We start from the raw sequence: 20,539 nt of genomic DNA on the forward strand, positions 1-20,539 counted from the left end.
TATTGACGATAAACTCTGTGTAAATATTTACTTTAACACTGTTACTTAAGAGCAATTTAATGCTTACGCATTAAGTTGCTTTTTTATAATCAAGTGAATATTGTTAACAAAATACAGTTGACAATTGCTTGGTTATTATATTATTGTTTACAAAAGATTAACCTGACAACATAATAATACCTTAGAAAGGGAACACACATGACAATCATCAACAAAGCGTTCAAGTTGAGCGCGATTACAGCTGCAGTACTTGCAACACAATTGGTTTATGCCAAGCAAGACGAAAGCACACAAGAAAAACCGAAAGTAGAAGCCGATATTGAAATAATTGAAGTCAGCGGGTTAGCCGCCAGTCTTAAAAAATCTATTAATGATAAGCGTTTTGCTGAAAACGTTGTTGACTCCATAAACGCTGAAGACATTGGTAAGTCCACTGATCAAAACATCGCTGATGCGCTTTCGCGTGTAACTGGTGTATCAGTACAATCCGTTGATGGTGAAGGTGCACGAATATCTGTGCGTGGTGCTAACTCACAACAAAACAATATTAGCATGAATGGTGTGCAATTAGGTTCTACAGGTTTTAGCCAAGGCGTAGACTTATCGCAGTATTCATCCGATATTTTATCTAAAATTGAAGTGGTAAAAACACCGAGTGCAGATCATGAAGAGGGTTCGCTAGGCGCAAATATCAATCTTTCGACTACAAAGCCGCTTGATTTAAATTATGAAATTTCCACTATGACTTTAGAAGGCAGGTACAACGATTTATCTGATAAAGAAAATTATAAAATATCGGGTACGATGTCGAAAAAGCTTTTTGACGATACCTTTGGCGTGGTTTTTACTGCAGTTAAAGAGACTAACGAATACCGAAAAGACCAATACTCTGCTACAGAGTGGACAGCAGTTCAGTCGCCTTTAGCAACAGATACAAATGGCAACGTTGTTGAAAATGCGGTAGGTATTACACCTCGTTTAGTTAATTATCAGCTTTTTGATAGTCAAAATGACCGCACCAGTATTAACTTAGGTTTGCAGTGGCGAGCAAGTGAAAACACAGAGTTTAACTTTAACGCAAACCTTGCAAAACAAGATGTTAATAACTCAATGCATGGTATTAATACGCGCTCAATGGAAACTAAAAACTTAGTTGAAGGTGAAGACCCAGGCCTTTCTGGCGTGACAGCTAAATTTACTGATCCTGAAGCTAGCTGGCGTACAATCGATTTAAAAACGAATACATTTACTAAGTTTATCAACCGCTTTGGTAACGGTGGTTTAGTGCAGTCAGAAGGTGAATTTGAAAATAAAAACCAAGTTTACTCACTTGATATGAATCACGGTTTTAGTGACTCATTTTCGATGGAAGCTGGCGTTGGGTACTCTAAAACGCAGCAAATACCAGAAAACTCAGTGTACGTTGCACTGCAAAATTTTGCCAATATTAGTGCATGGAGCTTAGTAAATGTGCCACCCGAGGATATGGAGCCTGTTGGTTATGACTGTACAGCAGGCGGTCCGTGTAAATTAGTTACAGGCACCGGCTTAATTGATTACGGCGAAAACGACACTTTTGGTGACCCAACAAATCTATGGGATAACTACAGCACCACGGGATTTAATCCGGATGAGCTAAAAGCGCAGCATTTATCGTACATGGGCAGAACCCTCAACGAAGTCGAAGATGAACAAAAATCGCTCTTTGTCGATTTTGATTACGTGCTTGACACAAGCTATGTACGCTCAATTGAATTTGGTGCAAAATGGTCAAAACGTACAAAATATGTAGATGCTCAGCAAGGAGCCTTTAATAGTGTAGGCGAGGGGGTTGTAGTTATAAACCCTGCAACAGGCCAACCTGCAGTACTTGGTAGCGGTTTAAGAGATATTTCTGGTGATTTAATAACCAACGGTGAAGGGTTTCCTGTTGACGATTTTATGGCTGATTTAGGTTATGGCCGCGACAATGTAACCGACGGGTGGAATCGATTTTCGGCTTTTAAAGCATTTGAAGTAGCTTTAGGGAGTCCAGAAGTTGCTTTTGCCACAGACGATTCAAACACACGCAATACAGAGCTAGATAACTTAGCATTTTACACCAAGCTAAATTTCGAATTAGCAGATGGACGTGTTACAGGTGATGTGGGTGTGCGTTATGTAAAAACGACTGTAGAAGTGCAAGGTGCATCGGGTGTACAGTTTGCATTTGACCCTTCAAATAATGCTCGTTTAATGGACCCATTTAAATTAGCAGAGTTGCGCGATACTAGCTTACCACTGTGTGCTGCAACGCAATTTTATGGTGCAGATTACAACGAAGAAATACGCTGGTCGAGAACCGATGGTCTAGGCTACGACACAAAAGGCACTATTGATAAATCAGACGATGTGGCTATTCCTGCTCAAGGCGCGTGTCATGATCCTAACGCTGTACGTGGTAATCCAAATGAATCTGAGTGGTGGTTATGGCGCCATTCTGATGTATCAACCGAAAAAAACTGGATATATGGCGAGCGTAAATTTGATGCAAATGGAAACTTATTACCAACAGAAGACAGAAGCTTACGCTCGTTTGCAGTAACTGGTGAGCACGACTACGATTTGTTTTTACCCAGTATCAATATTAACTACTTGCAAAGTGAAGACACCATTATTCGTTTTGCAGCATCTAAAACAATGGCTCGTCCACAAATAGATTCACTACGTCCTGGTTTTAAAGTAAGAGAAACACAATGGGGCGGTGAAAACCGTAACAACTCAATTACGCTTACCAATCCTAAACTCGATCCACTTGAATCAATAAACCTTGATTTATCATATGAATGGTATTTCAACGATTCGGGATTATTAGCAGCATCATTATTTTATAAAGACATGACAAACTTTGAAGAGTCTGAAACGATTGTTACCTACATGGATGACCTACGTGGAGTGGGACTCGAAGAGGGCGAATCTTATAACCCAGACGATTTAGTACTTATTGCAGGCCAAGATAGCTTAGAAAAATGTATGCCTAAGCGTTTTCAAGGTGGCCAGGATTATCAAAAAGAGTGGATGTATTCGGGCGACTTAGAGCAAATGTGTGCCAAATTTAACACCACTCGAATTAAAAATGGTAAAGGGGCAAGTATTAAAGGGTTAGAGCTTCAATATATGCAGACCTACGATAACTTACCTGGTATTTGGTCGGGCCTCGGCTTGCAGGCTAACTATACATTTCAAGACAGTAAGTACGATCAAGAAGTATCATCTATTGATGACAGCGTAAAACTACCTTCATTAGCGGTAGCGTATACACCAGAGCACAGCTACAACGTAACAGGTTTTTGGGAAAAAGACGGACACCAAATTCGTTTAGCGTATCAAGGCACTACAGATCAACTTGTACAACGCTCATGGGAAAACGGATCGCTGTGGGAAGAAGGACGTAAAACACTCGATTTTTCTGCAAGTTATAAAGTAAATAACTACATGACTGTATCGTTACAGGTAGCTAACGTAACTGATGAAGGCGTAAGACAATACTTTACCAGTCGTTTCTTAAATGCTGGTGGCCAAACGTTTTCTGAAGGCAGCCCGCTTGAAGGCGATGCAACTAAATCACGTACTGTTTACGCATATAAAAGAGGCCGGACATTGAGACTTAATACCCGTATTAATTTCTAAATTTTTAATCTAATAAAAAGCCCGCAGCATTTCTGCGGGCTTTTTTATTTTTTTAATAAAAATTGTGTCATTTTGATTTCTCAAGACAATACCTAGCATGAAATAAAACTTATAACTCGTTAGATAAAACAACAATAAAGGGTAAAACATGTTTAAAGTATTTTCTAAATGTACGCTGGCAACAATAGTTGTCACATCGTTTTTTGCTGGTGCTGATCAACCACGCGAACTTGACTCCTCAACATGGCAATTACAGTGGAATGATGAGTTTAATTATGCGAATGCTGAATTAGATAAAAACTGGGTCTCTCAAAATGGGCCGACAGAAAACCCATGGGTATTAAGTAGTCGCTGGCGCGATAATGCACAAGTTAAAGACGGAATACTGCACTTATTAGCGAAGAAAGAACCTCGAGGTGGCCAAGACTGGACGACAGGTAATATTTGGTCAAAACGCTCATTTCATTATGGCTACTTTGAAGCTCGCTTTAAATATGCCGGTGCCTATGGCACGAATAACTCATTTTGGTTTTGGCCAAAACAAGGGGTTAAAGATGGCTTAAAGGCATGCGAGATTGATATTAATGAAGGCCATTTCCCTAATATAATTAATACCAACGTACATAACTGGACCGATACTTATACACTACCAAATGGCCGTGTTACTCACAGAGATAACCAGTTACACCACACTTTAATCGGCAAGCCTGATCACACTGTTGAGTTTAACAAGCCAGTTAAAACTAAAAAATACGATTAACATCGACTAATCCTACGTCTCTTCATATTTCTGAATTTAGAGTCTTTGCGCCTAGCGCTCAATACCCTGATGCATTTGACGAAGAAAAAATAAAGAATATAAGCAATTTAGCGCAAGCTGATGATGTTTCTATAAAAACGAATGGGTTATTTAATAAGTTAATATCAGAAGAGTCTTTTGCTATTGATGGTAATCCGCAAACACGCTGGGTGTCAGAAAAGCATGGTGAAAAGTTTTTAGAACTCAGTTGGGATAAGTCGCATGAAATTGGCGCTATTCAATTTATAAATGGTTGGTTGCAAGAGCATGGTGTTGATAAAGGTGCTTATCGAAACCTAATTTCCGATTACAACATCGAGTATCACGATGGAGAAAATTGGCAAAAAATCACCTCATATAATGCCGCTAACGTTGCTGATTTTTCAAAAGAGTTTCATACCTATGGGCTTGAATGGGATAAAGATTACTTTAATTTTTATTTTGACGGTGAACTCTATTACACCATGAGAAATGATGTCTGCTTTAGTGAAACAACGATGTTATTTAGTTTAGCTATTTTAAAAGCGGCGATTGCAGGTCCTGTAAGTGATGATATTGATGGTACCAGCATGGCGATAGATTGGGTTAGGTACTACACCCGAAAAGAAAATAGCGAGGACTAAGGCTATGCATATTATTGATATAAGTGTAGTCGTTATATTTTCTTTATTGATCATTGGGTGTGGTTTAAGTTTTTCTGCTGCTGGAAAGAATATGAAAAGCTTTTTCTCTGCGGGAGGTGCGCTACCTTGGTGGATGAGCGGGTTGTCACTGTTTATGAGTTTCTTCTCGGCAGGTACATTTGTTGTATGGGGAGCTATTGCATATAAGCATGGCTGGGTGGCGATTACTATTCAATGGACTATGTGTTTAGCAGGGGTGTTGATTGCTTTATTTATTGCGCCTAAATGGCAGAAAACCGGTGTATTAACCGCAGCCGAATTTATTAAGCAGCGCCTTGGCTTAAATGTACAAAGAACTTATACCTATATTTTTCTCTTAATTGCGAGCTTTTCGACTGGTGCTTTTTTATATCCAGTGGCAAAAATAGTTGAAGTCGCTACGGGTTTATCTCTTGAATATACCGTCATTATTTGAGGACTATTGATCTTAGCCTATACCGCTGTTGGCGGTTTATGGGCGGTGATAATTACCGACATTTTGCAATTTGTGGTGCTCACTGCAGCGGTATTAATTGTGGTACCGCTATCATTTGAGGCGATTGGCGGCATTGAGAACTTTATCGACAAAGCACCTGATGATTTTTTTAACTTAGTAAATGATGAGTATTCATGGGAGTTTATCTTTGCCTTTGGACTCTATAACTTATTTTTTATTGCTGGTAACTGGTCTTATATTCAACGCTTCACCAGTGTGAAAACACCAAAGGATGCAAAAAAGGTTGGGGGACTATTTGCGATTCTTTATCTTATTTGCCCAGTAGTTTGGATGTTAGCCCCGATGATTTACCGAACGATGAACCCCAGTCTAGTTGGGTTTGAAAGTGAAGGAGCTTATTTGCAAATGTGCAAAGAAGTATTGCCAGTAGGGATGCTTGGATTAATGCTAGCAGGAATGGTATTTGCGACATCAAGCTCAATTAACACGTCTTTAAACATCGCCGCAGGTGTTATCAGTAATGACATATATAAAACTATAAAACCAGATTCTTCCCAAGCTACGCTAGTTAAGGTCGGTCGAATTGCAACTGGCGTACTCGGTCTAATTACGATTATTGTTGCGTTACTAATTCCCTTACTTGGTGGTGTAGTTGAAGTGGTAATGACCATGGCTGCGCTCACTGGTGGACCGTTGTTTTTACCACCCATTTGGTTGCTTTTTTCTCGTTATCAAACTGGGAAAACGATTTTAATAACCACTATTTTTAGTTTACTGGTGAATGCTTTTTTTAAGTTTGTGAGTCCTTGGTTATTTGATTTTAGCTTAGATAGAGCGCAGGAGATGATGATGGGGGTGTTATTTCCTGTATTGATGCTAACTGTATTTGAGTTGTACTTAAGAGCACAAAGAAAAACACCTGCGTGTTATGAAAACTACTTAGTCGAATTAAGCCAAATTAAACCGACGGCCGAATTAATAACTCCAGAAAAAAGTGCGGATAACAATCATGGTATTCGAGTTTTAGGGTTTGGTATTCTCTCTACTGGCGCGATTATGCTTTCGTTGGCCGCAATTGCAACCACCGGAAAAATCGAAATAACAGTAATAAGCGGTGGCATTTTTATATTAGGGGGTGTTTTAGTTTTTAAGTTTAGAAGTAAGGCAGTAAAGGTACGTATCAATGAGCAATAGCAATAACAAATTAAAGCAGCAAAGTTACCCATAGGATATTCCAGCTAAAAAACCAGTACGAGAATTGAGTGCTGCAATGTCGAGGTTGTATGACAACTATTTAACCCCTCGTCCGGAAGACAATCCTTTATTTACTAGTTTTAAGTACACTGAGCTCACTGGGTTTAGCTATCATAATAATGATGGGACTATTTCAAGACGCGACCCATCTAAAATTATAAAAGTTGATGGTCTTTATTATGTTTGGTACACAAAACGGTGCACTCAATTCCCACCAAAAGGGGCGCAGCACTGTAACGAGTTGACTCCCTCCACTGATTGGGATTTATCCGAAATTGGCTATGCCATTAGTATTAATGGATTTGACTGGGTTGAACAAGGTATCGCCGTCACCAGGCCCAAGCACCCGCAGTTAGGTTGGCGCTCGGTTAGTACACCAGATATCTTGATTTATGAAAATAAATATTATCTTTATTATCAAGCCTTTAATGAAGCTAGCGGTAAGAAAGGTGATCATTGTCCGGTAACACTATCAGTTGCCGATACGCCAGATGGACCGTGGTTGCCACATGGTGAGGTTATTATTGAAAATGGTGAGCCGGGAAGTTGGGATCAATTCTCGATTCATGACCCTTATTTATTAATTTATAACGGAAAAATACATTTATACTATAAAGCCGCCTACGGAGATAGACCCGATTACTTAGTGGGTAATGGCTTGGCAACCGCGAATAATCCTTTTGGGCCTTTTGAAAAACACCCTCTGAACCCTATTTTAAACTCAGGCCACGAAACTACTTATTTTCCGTTTAAATCAGGAATAGCTGCTTTTACTATCAGAAATGGCAATGAAAGTAACACCATTCAATATTCACCTGATGGGGTGAACTTTTCGATTGCCGCAGTGACCTCCCTCATGCCAATTGCAGCAGGTCCTTATGTTGCCAATGCATTTGACTGTGCAAGCAAAGCAAACGGGATTGAGTGGGGCTTGTGCCACTTTTCAGACAAACAAGCGCGCAATAAACACAGTTTTTTAGCCAGATTTGATTGTAGTTTAATGGTAAATGAGCTTGAAAAAGAATTAAAAGTCACGGATGTACCTCACCAGCCTAGTGTTTATTTTGCGCAGTCATTAAGCCCAGAATTAAAAAATAAACGCTCATATCAAAAACAAGAAAAAGAGATCAAGAGTTATGATTAAGCAAAACTTTAATGAAGCTGCACGCGAAAATAAGAAACAACAATTAAATACTCAGTTTGTTGTTGCCGGTGGTGGCTTAGCAGGTACATGTGCAGCAATCAGTGCGGCGCGAGCGGGTAGCAAGGTTGTGTTAATTCAAGATCGTCCCGTACTCGGTGGTAATGCGTCAAGTGAAGTAAGATTATGGGCGTTGGGGGCAACATCGCATATGGGCAACAATAATCGCTGGTCACGTGAGGGTGGGGTTATTGATGAGATCATGCTGGATAATCTTAAGTTAAACAGACACGGTAACCCATTAATTTTCGATACCATTTTGCTCGACAAAGTGATTGCCGAAAAAAATATTACCTTGTTGTTAAATACCTCTGTGTTTGATGTAAATAAACAGCACAGCACTAAGATTGCCAGTGTAGAGGCATTTTGCAGTCAAAATTCTACTCATTACATTATTAGTGCGCCGTTATTTTGTGATGCGACCGGTGATGGCCTTGTTGCGTTTAATGCTGGAGCGGGGTTCAGAATTGGTGCTGAATCAAAAGCAGAGTTTGGTGAGCTGTTAGCATCTGATGAAGAGAACATGGAGTTACTTGGCCATACATTATTTTTCTACAGTAAAAAAATGGATCAGCCTATTAGTTACAAAGCCCCTGATTTTGCTTACTCGTATGAACAAATAGAGGCGATACCTCGCTGTAAAGATATTGCCGGAAGTGACTCTGGCTGTAAGTTTTGGTGGATAGAATTTGGCGGAATACGCGATACTATTTATGAAACGGAGGATATTAAATGGGAGCTTTGGAAACTCGTTTACGGAATTTGGGACTACATAAAAAATAGCGGCAGGTTTGATGATGTCGAAAATCTAACTTTAGAATGGATAGGCACAATTCCTGGCAAACGCGAAAGCAGGCGCTTTGAAGGGGAATATATGATAAAACAGCAAGATATTATTGAGCAAACCCAGTTCAATGATGCTGTATCTTTTGGTGGATGGGCGATTGATATTCACCCCGCTGAAGGCATATACAGCGAACGACCTCCTTGCTCTCAATATCATTCAAAAGGGGTTTACCAAATACCGTACCGCTGCTTTGTTAGCCGTGATATAGAAAATTTATATTATGCAGGACGAATAATCAGCGCAACACATATGGCGTTTGGTTCAACACGAGTTATGATCACCTGCGCACACGGCGGACAAGCGGTGGGGCAGCTGCTGCTATGTGTAATAAACTCAATATCACACCCAAAGAGCTATTACAGCCAGAACACATAGCACAGTTACAGCAAAACCTGAATCTAAATGGCCAAAGTATCCCTGGGATCCGTTTAGATAAGCACAATAATTTAGCAGCCCAAGCCTCTATTACTGCATCGAGTGAATTAGTGTTCAATGGTTTTCAACCTAGCGGCAGTAGAATGCAATTAGATTCATCGTGTGCACAGTTGGTTGCTTTTGCAAAAGGCCAAGGACCAACAATTAGCATAACGGTTTTTGCTCATAAAGAGACAGAGTTAACGTGTCAATTGCGCACTAGTATCAAGCATGAAAACTATACGCCAGATGTTATAAATAAAACTATCAGTTTGTCTGTCACGGCGGGCGAAAGTACGCTCGAATTTGATTTTAGTGATTGCAGCTTAGAGATGCAGTACGGGTTCATTTGTTTTTTACAAAACAGTGATATAGAGCTTGCTACCACAGAGCAGCTTATTACGGGCACTATGGTTGTGTTCAATAAAGTTCACAAAGCGGTATCAAATAAAGGCAAACAAACAGTACCTGAAAATAGTGGTCTTGAAGAGTTTGAATTTTGGACACCAGCGCGGCGGCCAAACGGTCAAAATTTGGCAATCGGTATATCTCCCGCCATTCATAATCACCAAGCGACGCAGGTAATTAACGGCTTTGTGAGGCCTTGGCTACAAACGAATGCATGGGTTGCTGATTTAGCAGATCCATCGCCAACCCTAAGGTTAGTATGGCCAGAAACAGTAACGATGAGGCAAATAGTTCTTTATTTTGATAGTGACTTTGACCATGCGTTAGAAACCGTATTAATGGAGCATAACGAAGACCAGGTACCTTATTGTGTGCAAACCTATACAATTAAAACAGATTCTGGTGAGGTAATTGCACACGTTACGGGTAATTATCAAAGTATTAATAAAATCGATTTAGTAGAGCCTATAACAACGCAACACTTGATTCTAGAATTCGCTCATCCATCTAAAAATGTGCCTGCAGCACTGTTTGAAATTCAAATTAAGTAAAGGGAATTGAATAAATGAGTTTATGGCTAACAGGATTACTTATACGACTTGAAAAGTGCGCTCAGCTGTTTGTTTTTATATCCTTTATTTTTTGCCTTGGTGGTTGTCAAAGTATCAGCGATGAACAATCTCGACTTAATTATTTTTTAGTCGGCAGCTACACAAATGAGCCTGATCAGGGCGTTTATTTAGTTTCTTATAATGAAAGTGATGATCTATTAATTAACGAACGCGTCGTTGTATCGGCAATCGATCCAAGCTATCTAAATTGGCAACCGACAATAAATAAATTGTATAGCATTGGCAGAGGGCTTGATAAAAAATCTGTTATTAACGTGTATGACTGGAAAAGTAACGCGTTTACAAAGCTTAAAACGTACCCGATTGAAGGAAAAGGGCTATGTCATATTAATATTTCGGATGATCGCCAGCAGTTAGCTGTTGTAAATTACACGACAGGTAATAGTGAACTGTTTAATATTAATAAGGCAGGATTATTAGTATCACGGGGTCAATTTACTAATACAGGAAGTAGTATTACGCCCAGACAACGAAGTGCTCATTTACATTTTTCGGGGTGGGATAAGCAAAGTCGCTATCTGTATTTGACGGATTTAGGTACAGACGAGATTATTGTTTTTGATAGCTTAAAAAGTGATTTTACGCCAGTACACCGCATTGAATTAACGCCGGGGGATGGGCCTCGCCATCTTGCTTTTCATCCGGCTAAAAAATTAGTGTTTAGCTTAAATGAATTGAGTAACAGTATTAGTATCTTCAAAATATTACAAAATGGTGCGTTATTACACGTTTCAAAAACAAATATAATGCCCGCAAAAGTTGGCGAGCAACAAAACCTTGCATCGGCAATTCGTATTTCTGAGGATGGTCGTCATGTTTATGTTGCTGTGCGCGGTGAGAATGCAATTTATGGTTATCAATTAATGGCAGAAACCCGACTACAATTAATTAATAAAGTCTCAAGTGGCGGTTTACATCCTCGTGATTTTAATTTTTCAAAATCACAAAAGCAGCTATTAGTGGCTAATCAATATAGTAATAATGTTGTGATTATTAAGCGTGATTTATCATCTGGGAAGTTATTTACGACTCAAAGTCAATTGCAAATTGACGCACCATCTTACGTCAGTTATTTCAATTAGGACTCTGATTTGAAAGAAAATATAATATCGTTAGATGGTAAAAGTGATGGTTCTATAATTGACGATATATTACAAGGCAATGTTGCTGCATATTCTCTGTTAGTTGAGCGTTATCAGTCTGCTGTGAGGGCCTTTTTAGTTATTCGACTAAATACCCCTCACGAAGCAGAAGATTTAGCACAAGAGACCTTTATTATTGCTTTTAAAAAAATCGCTGAGTTTAACAGTGAAAGTTCCTTTTTAGCTTGGTTGAGGGGGATTGCTGCTTATTTATTAAAAAACCATCAACGTAAACACCGAGCCGTGGCATTAGGCAGCGCTGATGAGTTAGAGCACTTAATAAATCAACACATTGATGAAAATATCCATGAAGGGGCCGAGCTTGATATGTTTGATAATTTAACTATTTGCCTTGAAAAATTAACCGAGAAAATGCGCAATTTATTAACTGAACATTACACATTAGGTGTTTCATTGGCTGAGCTATGTCGAAAATATGAAGATAAACATTCTACTATGACTATGCGCTTATTTAGAATTCGTCAATCATTGAAAACATGTATTGATAAAAAGAATACAGCAGCAACGATGAGCATGACTGAACAAATGACGAAGCACCAACAACAGCTATTAGCCGCGTATTTGGCTGGCGAAGATGTTGCCGACGAATTGCTTGAAGCCTGTCAGCATGATGTTAATTTACTTGCACAAGTGAGTAAATATGTGACGAGTGAACGTTTATTAAAAGCACATCATCAATCGGATACGCGACCAGACAATTTTACCCGCAGTGTAATGGCAAAACTAAGCGAGCAACAAAAAACGATTCGGCCGAAAAGTACAATGAGCTGGTTTTCAAGCCCGTATGCGCTTGCTGCAAGTATTATGCTTTTTGTCAGCGTTATATTTTTGGCAGAGCACTTGGACTACACAAATAAGTTTGCTGAAGTCGCAAAAATGACTGCTTCGCATAACGCTAATTTTTCTGTTGGCAGTCAATTAGGTCAAGGAGATATTATTCTTGAGCATGGTTACAGTGAAATTTTACTCAAAAATGGCGTGGTACTCGTTTTAGAAGCGCCGGTTAAAGTGAATTTGCAATCCAGAGATAAAGTAACGCTTCATCATGGTAAGTTAGTGGCCCGAGTACCACAAAATGCAATTGGCTTTAGAGTTGATACCCCAAGTTCAGAGATAATAGATTTAGGCACAGAATTTGGCGTCGAAGTGTCTAATAGCGGTGAATCTCAAGTACATGTGCTCGATGGTGAAATAAAAGCGCGTGGCAATAAAACGCAGTCTTATCAACATGTGAAAAAAGATCAGGCATTAGCGTTTGATTTAAATCATCAAATTACCAGCTTTGTTAGCGTACCTTCTGATTTTATGCGTGTATTACCTGGAGACTCAATAGAGGAGCCTCACTTATTACATTGGTCATTTGATGATAAGCAGCAACATAATTATCTCTCCATCGGCCGTGGTATTGATGGGCAGCAGTATGTAGCCAAAGATAAATCACCTATTGATGAACCGTTAACAGAGGTAGCGGGTGTATATAATAAGGCAATTAGCTTTAATGGTGAAAATAATTGGTTAGAAACACAGTACCCTGGTGTTGGCAGTGATAACCCCAGAACGGTCGCCTTTTGGCTCAAAGTACCTAGTGATTTTTTACCTGAAAATGCATACGGCATTGTGAGCTGGGGATTACAGCAAGATTATTCAGCGTGGCAAATTTCCCCTAATCCAGAGTTAATTGACGGGCCTTTAGGTAGGATCAGAATAGGGACCTATAATGCTCAAATTGTGGGTAATACCGATTTGCGAGATGATGAGTGGCACCATATTGCAGTGGTTTTATACGGTGGACTAAAGAGTAACTTAGCGACACATGTTTTGCTATATGTTGATGGTAAGCTTGAAAAAACGCAGAAAAAGTCAATCGCTAAAGTCGCAACAAATTTACAACACCCAGCCTCTCGGCCACTGACGATAGGCAAAAATATTGGTTACATAGAAGGCGCAACACATGAGAAGCAAATGTTCTTTAAAGGCGGACTCGATGAGCTTTATGTAGTAGAAGCGGCATTGAATCAACAGCAAATAATTCAACTAATGACTCATAACCAGTTAAATGAATAAAAATATGTGTCAGAGTGCGTTTTCATAACATTACCTATTACTCGTTAAAGTATAAGGTAATAAAATGAATAAAATAATTAGATGCTTACCTATCTTTGTATACTCAACGTTAGTTTTAAGCGGTGAAGGTGTTGCAAGGGAATTTGACTTGCAACACGATAACAAGACTATTTTAATTGACGATTTTGAGCACGCTAGTAACAGTTATAAACTAACAAATAAAAATATAAAAACGACACAAGTAATTAAAAATAAAAATAAAGCATTAGAGCTTTCGTTTTCCACTAAGCATAAATTCTCTGGGATCACACTCAAACCGAATAAGTTATGGGATCTGAGTGTTTTGGGCAATAGCGCTTTATTTTTCGATGTTTCAAACGTAAGCGACTTTCCAGTGATGCTCAGTGTGAATATCACAGGTAAAGATAAACAAGTCCAAAGACGCACAATTGGGCTTACAACTAACGAGCACGCTACATTATATTTTGAGCTCAACTCCCAGACTTTAAATGTTGATACAGGACTCAGAGACACTCCTGGTAGCTTTAAAACAGCCGCACGAAAAATGATCTTGAGAGGCGCTAAACTCAATGTAGATTTTAGCCAAGTTGAAAGTATCGCTATCTATACAGAAACTCAAATAAATCCAACGGCTGTAACCGTCGATAATTTACGATTCGAAACGATACCCGATGCAAAACCAGATTTTTTAACAAACATCGTCGATAAATTTGGTCAATCTACACAGGTCAACTACCCGTTAAAGGTCAGCTCTGAACAACAATTAAGAGCAATCGCAAATAAAGAGTTAAATGATTTGTCGAAAGTAACCCCGCGGGCAGATAGAAGTAAGTTTGGCGGTTGGAAGCAAGGGCCTAAGTTAAAGGCAACAGGTTTTTTTCGTACGGAAAAAGTAAATGGCAAATGGGCGTTAGTTGACCCCGAAGGTTATTTGTTTTTTTCCTCAGGTATTGCCAACGCGCGAATGGCTAACACAACAACATTTACAGGTGTAGATTATCGCGATGATGCGGTTAGAGCGCGTGACCCTGATGATGTAACGCCAGAAGATTCAAAGGGCTTAAATAGTAATTTAGCTAAATATCAAAAATCAGCCTACATCGCTTATCCAGACCGAAGAGCCATGTTTAATTGGCTACCACAGTATAATGATAAGTTGGCAAATCACTATAGTTACAAGCGCTCATCTCATCTTGGACCAATCCAACATGGGGAAGTTTTTAGCTTTTACCAAGCAAATTTAGAACGTCGTTATGCTCAGCAATACCCAGATTCTTATATTGATAAATGGCGCGAAGTTACCTTAAAAAGAATGCAAGATTGGGGCTTTACTTCATTTGGGAATTGGACCGATGCTAGTTTTTATAATAATCAACAAGTTCCCTATTTTGCGAATGGGTGGATCATCGGCGACTTTAAAAGGTTGAGTTCTGGTTTTGATTATTGGGGAGCCATGCCTGACCCTTTCGATCCTGAATTTGTTAAAAGAGCTAACATAACCACTCAAGTTATTGCCCAAGAAGTACAAAATAACCCTTGGTGTATTGGGGTGTTTATTGATAACGAAATGAGCTGGGGAGGAGAGGGCTCAACAACCTTACGTTATGGCATTGTACTTGATGCACTATCTAAAACGACTGGGAATAGCCCGACCAAATCAGTGTTCAGTGATATGTTAAAACAAAAGTATAAAACCATTAGCCAGCTAAATAAGGCATGGAATAGAAATATTAAGTCATGGAAGGTATTTGATAATACTGGCGTTAACTATAAAAAAGACAGTAATTTTAATAACACTATGATTGCCGATTTGTCGTGGTTGTTAATACGTTTCTCCGATGAATATTTTAAGGTTGTAAATCATTCTTTAAAATCAGTATTGCCTGACCTTTTATATATGGGCGCGAGGTTTACTTCTTGGGGGACATCGCCAGAAGCTCGCTGGTCTGCTAAGAAGTATGCCGATGTGATCAGTTATAATTATTATCGTGAAGGACTAGACCCGATGACATGGGATATGTTGAAAGAACTAGATATGCCTACGATTATTGGGGAATTTCACATTGGTTCAGGTGATACTGGTCAACCGAATCCAGGCATTATCCATGCTGCTAATCAACGCGATCGTGCTGATATGTACAAAACCTATATGAAAACGGTTATTGATAATCCGTATTTAATTGGTGCTCACTGGTTCCAATATATTGATTCGCCAATTACCGGTCGGGCGTATGATGGCGAAAATTATAATGTTGGATTTGTAACAACAACAGACATTCCCTATCCAGAGTTAGTTGAAGCGGCTAAACAAGTTCATAAATCGTTGTATCAGCAGCGTTATGGTGATGTGAAAATTAAATAAACTTATTTAGCAGCCCTCATCGATGATTTTAATTGGCATTGTTGTTGGTATTCTTTTGGTGATAACTCGGTGTGTTTTCTAAATACCGTTGAAAAGTACGCTGAGTTATTAAATCCTACCGCATAGGCTGTTTCGGTGACTGTTTTAGTTAACAAGAGTAATTTAGCTTGGTTTATCCTCACATCAGCTAGATATTGATTAATCGTTGTTGCCGTTAATTGTTTAAAAATTTTCATTGTGTGAGAACGGCTCGCACCCACAGCACTGACAATATCTGCAATGGATATATCATGGTGGTATTGCTCAATAATATACGCTTTTACTTTATCAACCAGCTGCATGTCAGGGGTGTTACTATTTAACTGATTAATTGCGTGGTGTAATACTGTGATCACTTGATGCAGGGCACTATCAATATTGATGATAGTGTTAGCATCATCAAGGTGATTACCGATATTCTCCAGTTCACCAAGTAATGCTTTACTATTTCCGCAATGAAAAATGACCCTATCAAATATCATAAATGCGATTTCTTTTGCCCTGATCTGATAACAGCTTAACGAATTGTCACAGTAAATTTTTAGCTTAACTAATAGTTCGTCTAACTTGGTCGCTGTTAAATGTGGATTAGCAGTGCAGATAATCTCAAGTAGATCAGCACGCTCTTTCAGTGGATATGCTTTATTCAATTTGTCTAGGTAATATTGGCTAAAGTCGCGATTATTAGCTGCTGTAAATTGCGCTATGGCGAGTGCATTTTGGTGTTCTGTGTGTTGTTTAATTTTATCATTAGTAAATTGAATATCGTTATAAACCGCCCAGCTCCAAATTAGTGCACTTAAGCTTGCACCAACATAGTAAATCACCCACAGCTCAAATGCGTTACCAATGCACATAAAAACACTCAGTGTGAGCGCACCATAAACATGGGTTGCAACATACGCTTTGAGATTTTTTTGTAATAGTAAAATACAAGGGAGCAATAATTGCACGCTGATTAAAAGCAATTGGGATGAGTAAATATGCTGTGGGTTTATGTTTTCTAACTTAACTAACCAAGGTAGCTCATTGGGACTGTAAAAATATAAGGGGGCTGCACAGAGGAAAAAGCACGACCATGCAATCCCTAGTATAACGGGTGCTATTAATAAGGTTTTTGGTAATTGCAACTTAGCTTGTGTTAATAGTGCATAAAGTAAACAGGGGATGCCAATACTAAAAAGTAAAATGTTTCTAAAAAAATCATACCATCTTTTCCCTTCATTAAGTGGCATTACATTAATAATTGGGCCGCATAAAAAAGAATAAAACAGATTATAAAAGCGCAATAAAAAGGGTAGGCATCACCAATGCGTTCGCGCACAAGCGTAAAATAAATGAGTACCATAATGAAAATGTTGGCAGCCGCAAATGGGATCACGGTACGTAAAAATATATCCCAGTTTAATTCGGTGTAATACATAGCTATTTTTTATTTTTATAAGGCAAGAACCAAAACAATAGTGGTGATGGGGGTTACAAGTCAAGCTTTGTTAACAATTTACTTTTTTAGTATGGTAAATTTAAATCCCCCTCTTTTAGTCTGTTGATTAATAATGAAAAGATTATTTTATAACTCGTTATGGAGGATATTGAATGCAGCAAAACCAACACTTAATTTAAAGTAACGCATTATTTAAATATCAATTTAGATGTTTGTTATAAAGGGAATATATGCGTATTAATTTAAAATCTGTCTATTGGTTATTGCTGCTTAGTGTATTGAGTAATGTATGTTACGGCGAGGAAAAACCTAATATATTGCTGGTTATTGCGGATGATGCGGGTTATCACGACTTTGGCTTTCAGGGCAGTGAAGTAATGCAAACGCCAACAATCGATAAGTTGGCAAGTCAGAGTGTTGTATTTGAACAAGCCTATGTTACAGCGGCTGTGTGTGGGCCTTCACGCGCGGGCTTGTATACGGGGAAATATCAGCAAAGATTCGGTTTTGAAGAAAATAATGTGCCAGGTTATATGAGTAAATCAGGCTTCACTGGCGACAAAATGGGCTTACCTCTTACTCAAGTTACTATGGCCGATCACCTCAAAGAACTGGGTTATCACACGGGATTATTTGGTAAATGGCATCAAGGTAATCACGATGATTATCATCCAACTAAGCGTGGCTTTGAGAACTTTTATGGCTTTCGTGAAGGTGCGCGTGGTTATTTTGCATACAGTAATGAGGAACAACAAGCTTACCCTTCCCAAAAGATGGAGCGAGACTTTAAACACTATATTGAACACGAAGGGTACTTAACAGATGCACTGGCGACTCAAACCAGTCATTTTATTGGTCAATCCGTCGTCAATAAACAACCTTTCTTTGCAGTACTATCGTTTTCAGCGGTGCATGCGCCGATGCAAGCAACGAATGCTGATTTAGCTCAATTTCCACATTTAACAGGTAAGAGAAAAATATTAGCTGCGATGAATTTTGCTATGGATCGCGCTATTGCTGTCGTATTAGATAAGCTTAACGCACTTAAAATTAGTGATAACACTCTAGTGGTGTTTATTAATGATAATGGCGGACCGACTGATCAAAATTATGCCGATAATTATCCATTAAGTGGTACTAAAGCCAATCATCTTGAAGGCGGGATCCGAGTACCTATTTTATTAAAGTGGCCAAAAAGGCTTTCAAGTAATAATACGCGCTATACGTATCCGGTGAGTTCACTCGATTTACTACCGACTTTTATTCATGCTGCTAATGGCAAAGTGACTGAGCAGATGCAGCTCGATGGCGTTGATTTGATGCTATTTTTATTATCAAAGAGCACACAACGACCTCATCAAACCTTGTACTGGAAAAAGGAATCTCGAGCCGCTATTCGAGACAAAGACTTAAAGCTACTGCGTTTTCCTGACCGGCCCGCTGAATTGTACGATCTTTCTGTCGATGTATCAGAGAACCATAATTTGGCATCGTCGCAGCCAAACCAAGTAGCGAACTTGATGAAAAAACTATTCCAGTGGGAACTAACACTAGAAAGACCTTTATGGCAATTAAAGCGTGAATACGAAGGTCATGCAATGACACGTATGGATAGCTATCGCATACATCAAAAAAATAATTAAAAAGAGGATTAAATAATGAGACGACACGTGTTATTGATACTGATAACTATGTTTATGAGTATAAACAGTTTTAATGTCAATGCCAGCGAGCAAAAACCAAATATAGTGGTGATCCTCGCCGATGATTTAGGGTATGGTGACTTAGGGTTTACTGGTTCAAAAGAGATTAAAACACCTAATATTGATGCATTAGCAAGTAATGGCACCCGCTTTAAAAATGCGTATGTGACACACCCTTACTGTGGTCCTTCACGTGTAGGCTTACTGACTGGGCGTTATCAAGCGCGTTTAGGTATGGAAAACAATGTAAGTTATATGCCACAAGATAAATATATGGGACTACCACTATCTGAAAATACCTTTGCTAATCGTTTACAAGACGTTGGCTATCATACATCGGTATTTGGTAAGTGGCACTTGGGTGGCGCACCGCATTTTCAGCCTAATAAGCGTGGCTTTGACTATTTCTATGGTTTTTTAGATGGCGGGCATAATTATATGCCTGATCAAGTGACGGTTGGCGGAGATGGTTATTCACTGCCGCTGATGCGTAACACTCAAGTAACCGAATTTGATGAATATTTAACGACAGCGCTTAGTCGTGATGCAGTGAAGTATATTCACCGACAGCAAGAATCACCATTTTTTATGTATTTATCTTACAACGCACCTCACACGCCACTACAAGCACCCGCTGAATATATTGAAAAATATAAGCATATTGAAGATGAAGACCGACGTGTTTATGCAGCCATGATTGATGTTATGGATGAAGGTATAGGTATGGTAGTCGATGCACTTAAAGACATAAATCAGTTAGATAATACACTTATTATCTTTTTATCGGATAATGGCGGGGTATTTCCTGAAAGCTGGCAACCGACTAGCGATTGGGCTGACAATTCACCTTTTAGAAGAGGTAAAGTGGCTTTACTAGAAGGCGGGATCCACGTTCCTTTTATCGCTCATTGGCCAGGGGTAATTCCTAAAGGCGAAGAGTTTACTGGTTTAGTATCGTCACTTGATATTGCTGCAACCTCAGTTGCACTAGCGGGTGCTGATAATAAGAAATTAGATGGTGTTAATTTACTGCCATTTTTACAAGGCACTAAACAAGGCAGCCCACATCAGGCGTTATTTTGGCGCTTAGAAGAGGCACCGAATATTTATGCTGTACGTACCGCTGATTATAAATATATGAACCAACCACTACCGAATGTAGGCCGTAGTTTTTTTGATATGAAAGCGGATCCGTATGAGCAACATAACTTGGTTGATACATTACCCGCTGAACAAGCGAAATTAGCCAAGCTGTGGAATGAGTGGAATAAGCACAATACAAATAATGTATTGCAGCAATCATGGGAATACAAAGCACAAATAGATAAGTTTTTTGAGCAGTTAAATAAGCAGAATATTGAACAGGCAAAACAAATCCCAAATTACATTATCAAGTAAAT

12 protein-coding genes and 1 pseudogene are annotated in these 20,539 nt (G+C 39.0%); 12 read left to right on the forward strand and 1 reads right to left on the reverse strand.

Going from position 1 to position 20,539, the window contains the following annotated elements:
• Nucleotides 1–198 precede the first annotated feature (198 nt).
• The 10 genes and pseudogenes from P4S71_RS17390 (at nt 199) to P4S71_RS17435 (ending at nt 15,953) form a co-directional block, all read left to right on the forward strand.
• Nucleotides 199–3,669, forward strand: a complete 3,471-nt coding sequence (locus P4S71_RS17390) for a TonB-dependent receptor (RefSeq protein ID WP_337151128.1) — start codon at nt 199–201, stop codon at nt 3,667–3,669.
• Nucleotides 3,670–3,817: 148 nt separating this feature from the next.
• Nucleotides 3,818–4,429 carry a glycoside hydrolase family 16 protein gene (locus P4S71_RS17395; protein ID WP_337151129.1) on the forward strand — a complete coding sequence of 204 codons (612 nt, stop codon included), beginning with the start codon at nt 3,818–3,820 and terminating at the stop codon, nt 4,427–4,429.
• Between the two features lie 209 nt (nt 4,430–4,638).
• Nucleotides 4,639–5,091, forward strand: coding sequence for a glycoside hydrolase family 16 protein (locus P4S71_RS17400; RefSeq protein WP_337151130.1), 453 nt, complete (start codon nt 4,639–4,641; stop codon nt 5,089–5,091).
• A 91-nt stretch (nt 5,092–5,182) separates the two neighbouring features.
• Nucleotides 5,183–6,781, forward strand: a pseudogene (locus P4S71_RS17405) (sodium:solute symporter family protein).
• A gap of 76 nt (nt 6,782–6,857) precedes the next feature.
• Nucleotides 6,858–7,985 carry a glycoside hydrolase family 117 protein gene (locus tag P4S71_RS17410; RefSeq protein ID WP_337151131.1) on the forward strand — a complete coding sequence of 376 codons (1,128 nt, stop codon included), beginning with the start codon at nt 6,858–6,860 and terminating at the stop codon, nt 7,983–7,985.
• On the forward strand, nt 7,978–9,264 hold the full coding sequence (locus P4S71_RS17415) for an FAD-dependent oxidoreductase (protein ID WP_337151132.1): 1,287 nt from the start codon (nt 7,978–7,980) through the stop codon (nt 9,262–9,264). Before P4S71_RS17410 ends, P4S71_RS17415 begins: the two co-directional genes overlap by 8 nt.
• Nucleotides 9,210–10,262, forward strand: coding sequence for a hypothetical protein (locus P4S71_RS17420; protein WP_337151133.1), 1,053 nt, complete (start codon nt 9,210–9,212; stop codon nt 10,260–10,262). The genes P4S71_RS17415 and P4S71_RS17420 overlap by 55 nt, the downstream gene beginning before the upstream one ends.
• A gap of 14 nt (nt 10,263–10,276) precedes the next feature.
• Nucleotides 10,277–11,425 (forward strand): lactonase family protein, encoded by a 1,149-nt coding sequence (locus tag P4S71_RS17425; protein WP_337151134.1) that lies wholly within the window; start codon nt 10,277–10,279, stop codon nt 11,423–11,425.
• Nucleotides 11,426–11,434: 9 nt separating this feature from the next.
• Nucleotides 11,435–13,570, forward strand: a complete 2,136-nt coding sequence (locus tag P4S71_RS17430) for a sigma-70 family RNA polymerase sigma factor (protein WP_337151135.1) — start codon at nt 11,435–11,437, stop codon at nt 13,568–13,570.
• Nucleotides 13,571–13,634: 64 nt separating this feature from the next.
• The gene (locus P4S71_RS17435) at nt 13,635–15,953 is read left to right on the forward strand and encodes a beta-galactosidase (protein WP_337151136.1); all 2,319 of its coding nucleotides are present in this window, start codon (nt 13,635–13,637) and stop codon (nt 15,951–15,953) included.
• Between the two features lie 2 nt (nt 15,954–15,955).
• Here P4S71_RS17435 and P4S71_RS17440 read toward each other — a convergent pair whose 3' ends face one another.
• Entirely contained in the window at nt 15,956–16,849 is an 894-nt protein-coding gene (locus tag P4S71_RS17440; RefSeq protein WP_337151137.1) for a helix-turn-helix transcriptional regulator, read from the reverse strand.
• Nucleotides 16,850–17,666: 817 nt separating this feature from the next.
• Between P4S71_RS17440 and P4S71_RS17445 the strand changes: the two genes are divergently transcribed.
• Both P4S71_RS17445 and P4S71_RS17450 read left to right on the forward strand, forming a co-directional pair.
• Nucleotides 17,667–19,079 carry a sulfatase-like hydrolase/transferase gene (locus tag P4S71_RS17445; protein ID WP_337151138.1) on the forward strand — a complete coding sequence of 471 codons (1,413 nt, stop codon included), beginning with the start codon at nt 17,667–17,669 and terminating at the stop codon, nt 19,077–19,079.
• Nucleotides 19,080–19,133: 54 nt separating this feature from the next.
• Nucleotides 19,134–20,537, forward strand: a complete 1,404-nt coding sequence (locus P4S71_RS17450) for a sulfatase family protein (protein ID WP_442961691.1) — start codon at nt 19,134–19,136, stop codon at nt 20,535–20,537.
• Nucleotides 20,538–20,539 lie beyond the last annotated feature (2 nt).

Origin of the sequence: Pseudoalteromonas sp. B62 (genome assembly GCF_037162565.1) — a bacterium.
Classification (GTDB): domain Bacteria; phylum Pseudomonadota; class Gammaproteobacteria; order Enterobacterales; family Alteromonadaceae; genus Pseudoalteromonas; species Pseudoalteromonas fuliginea.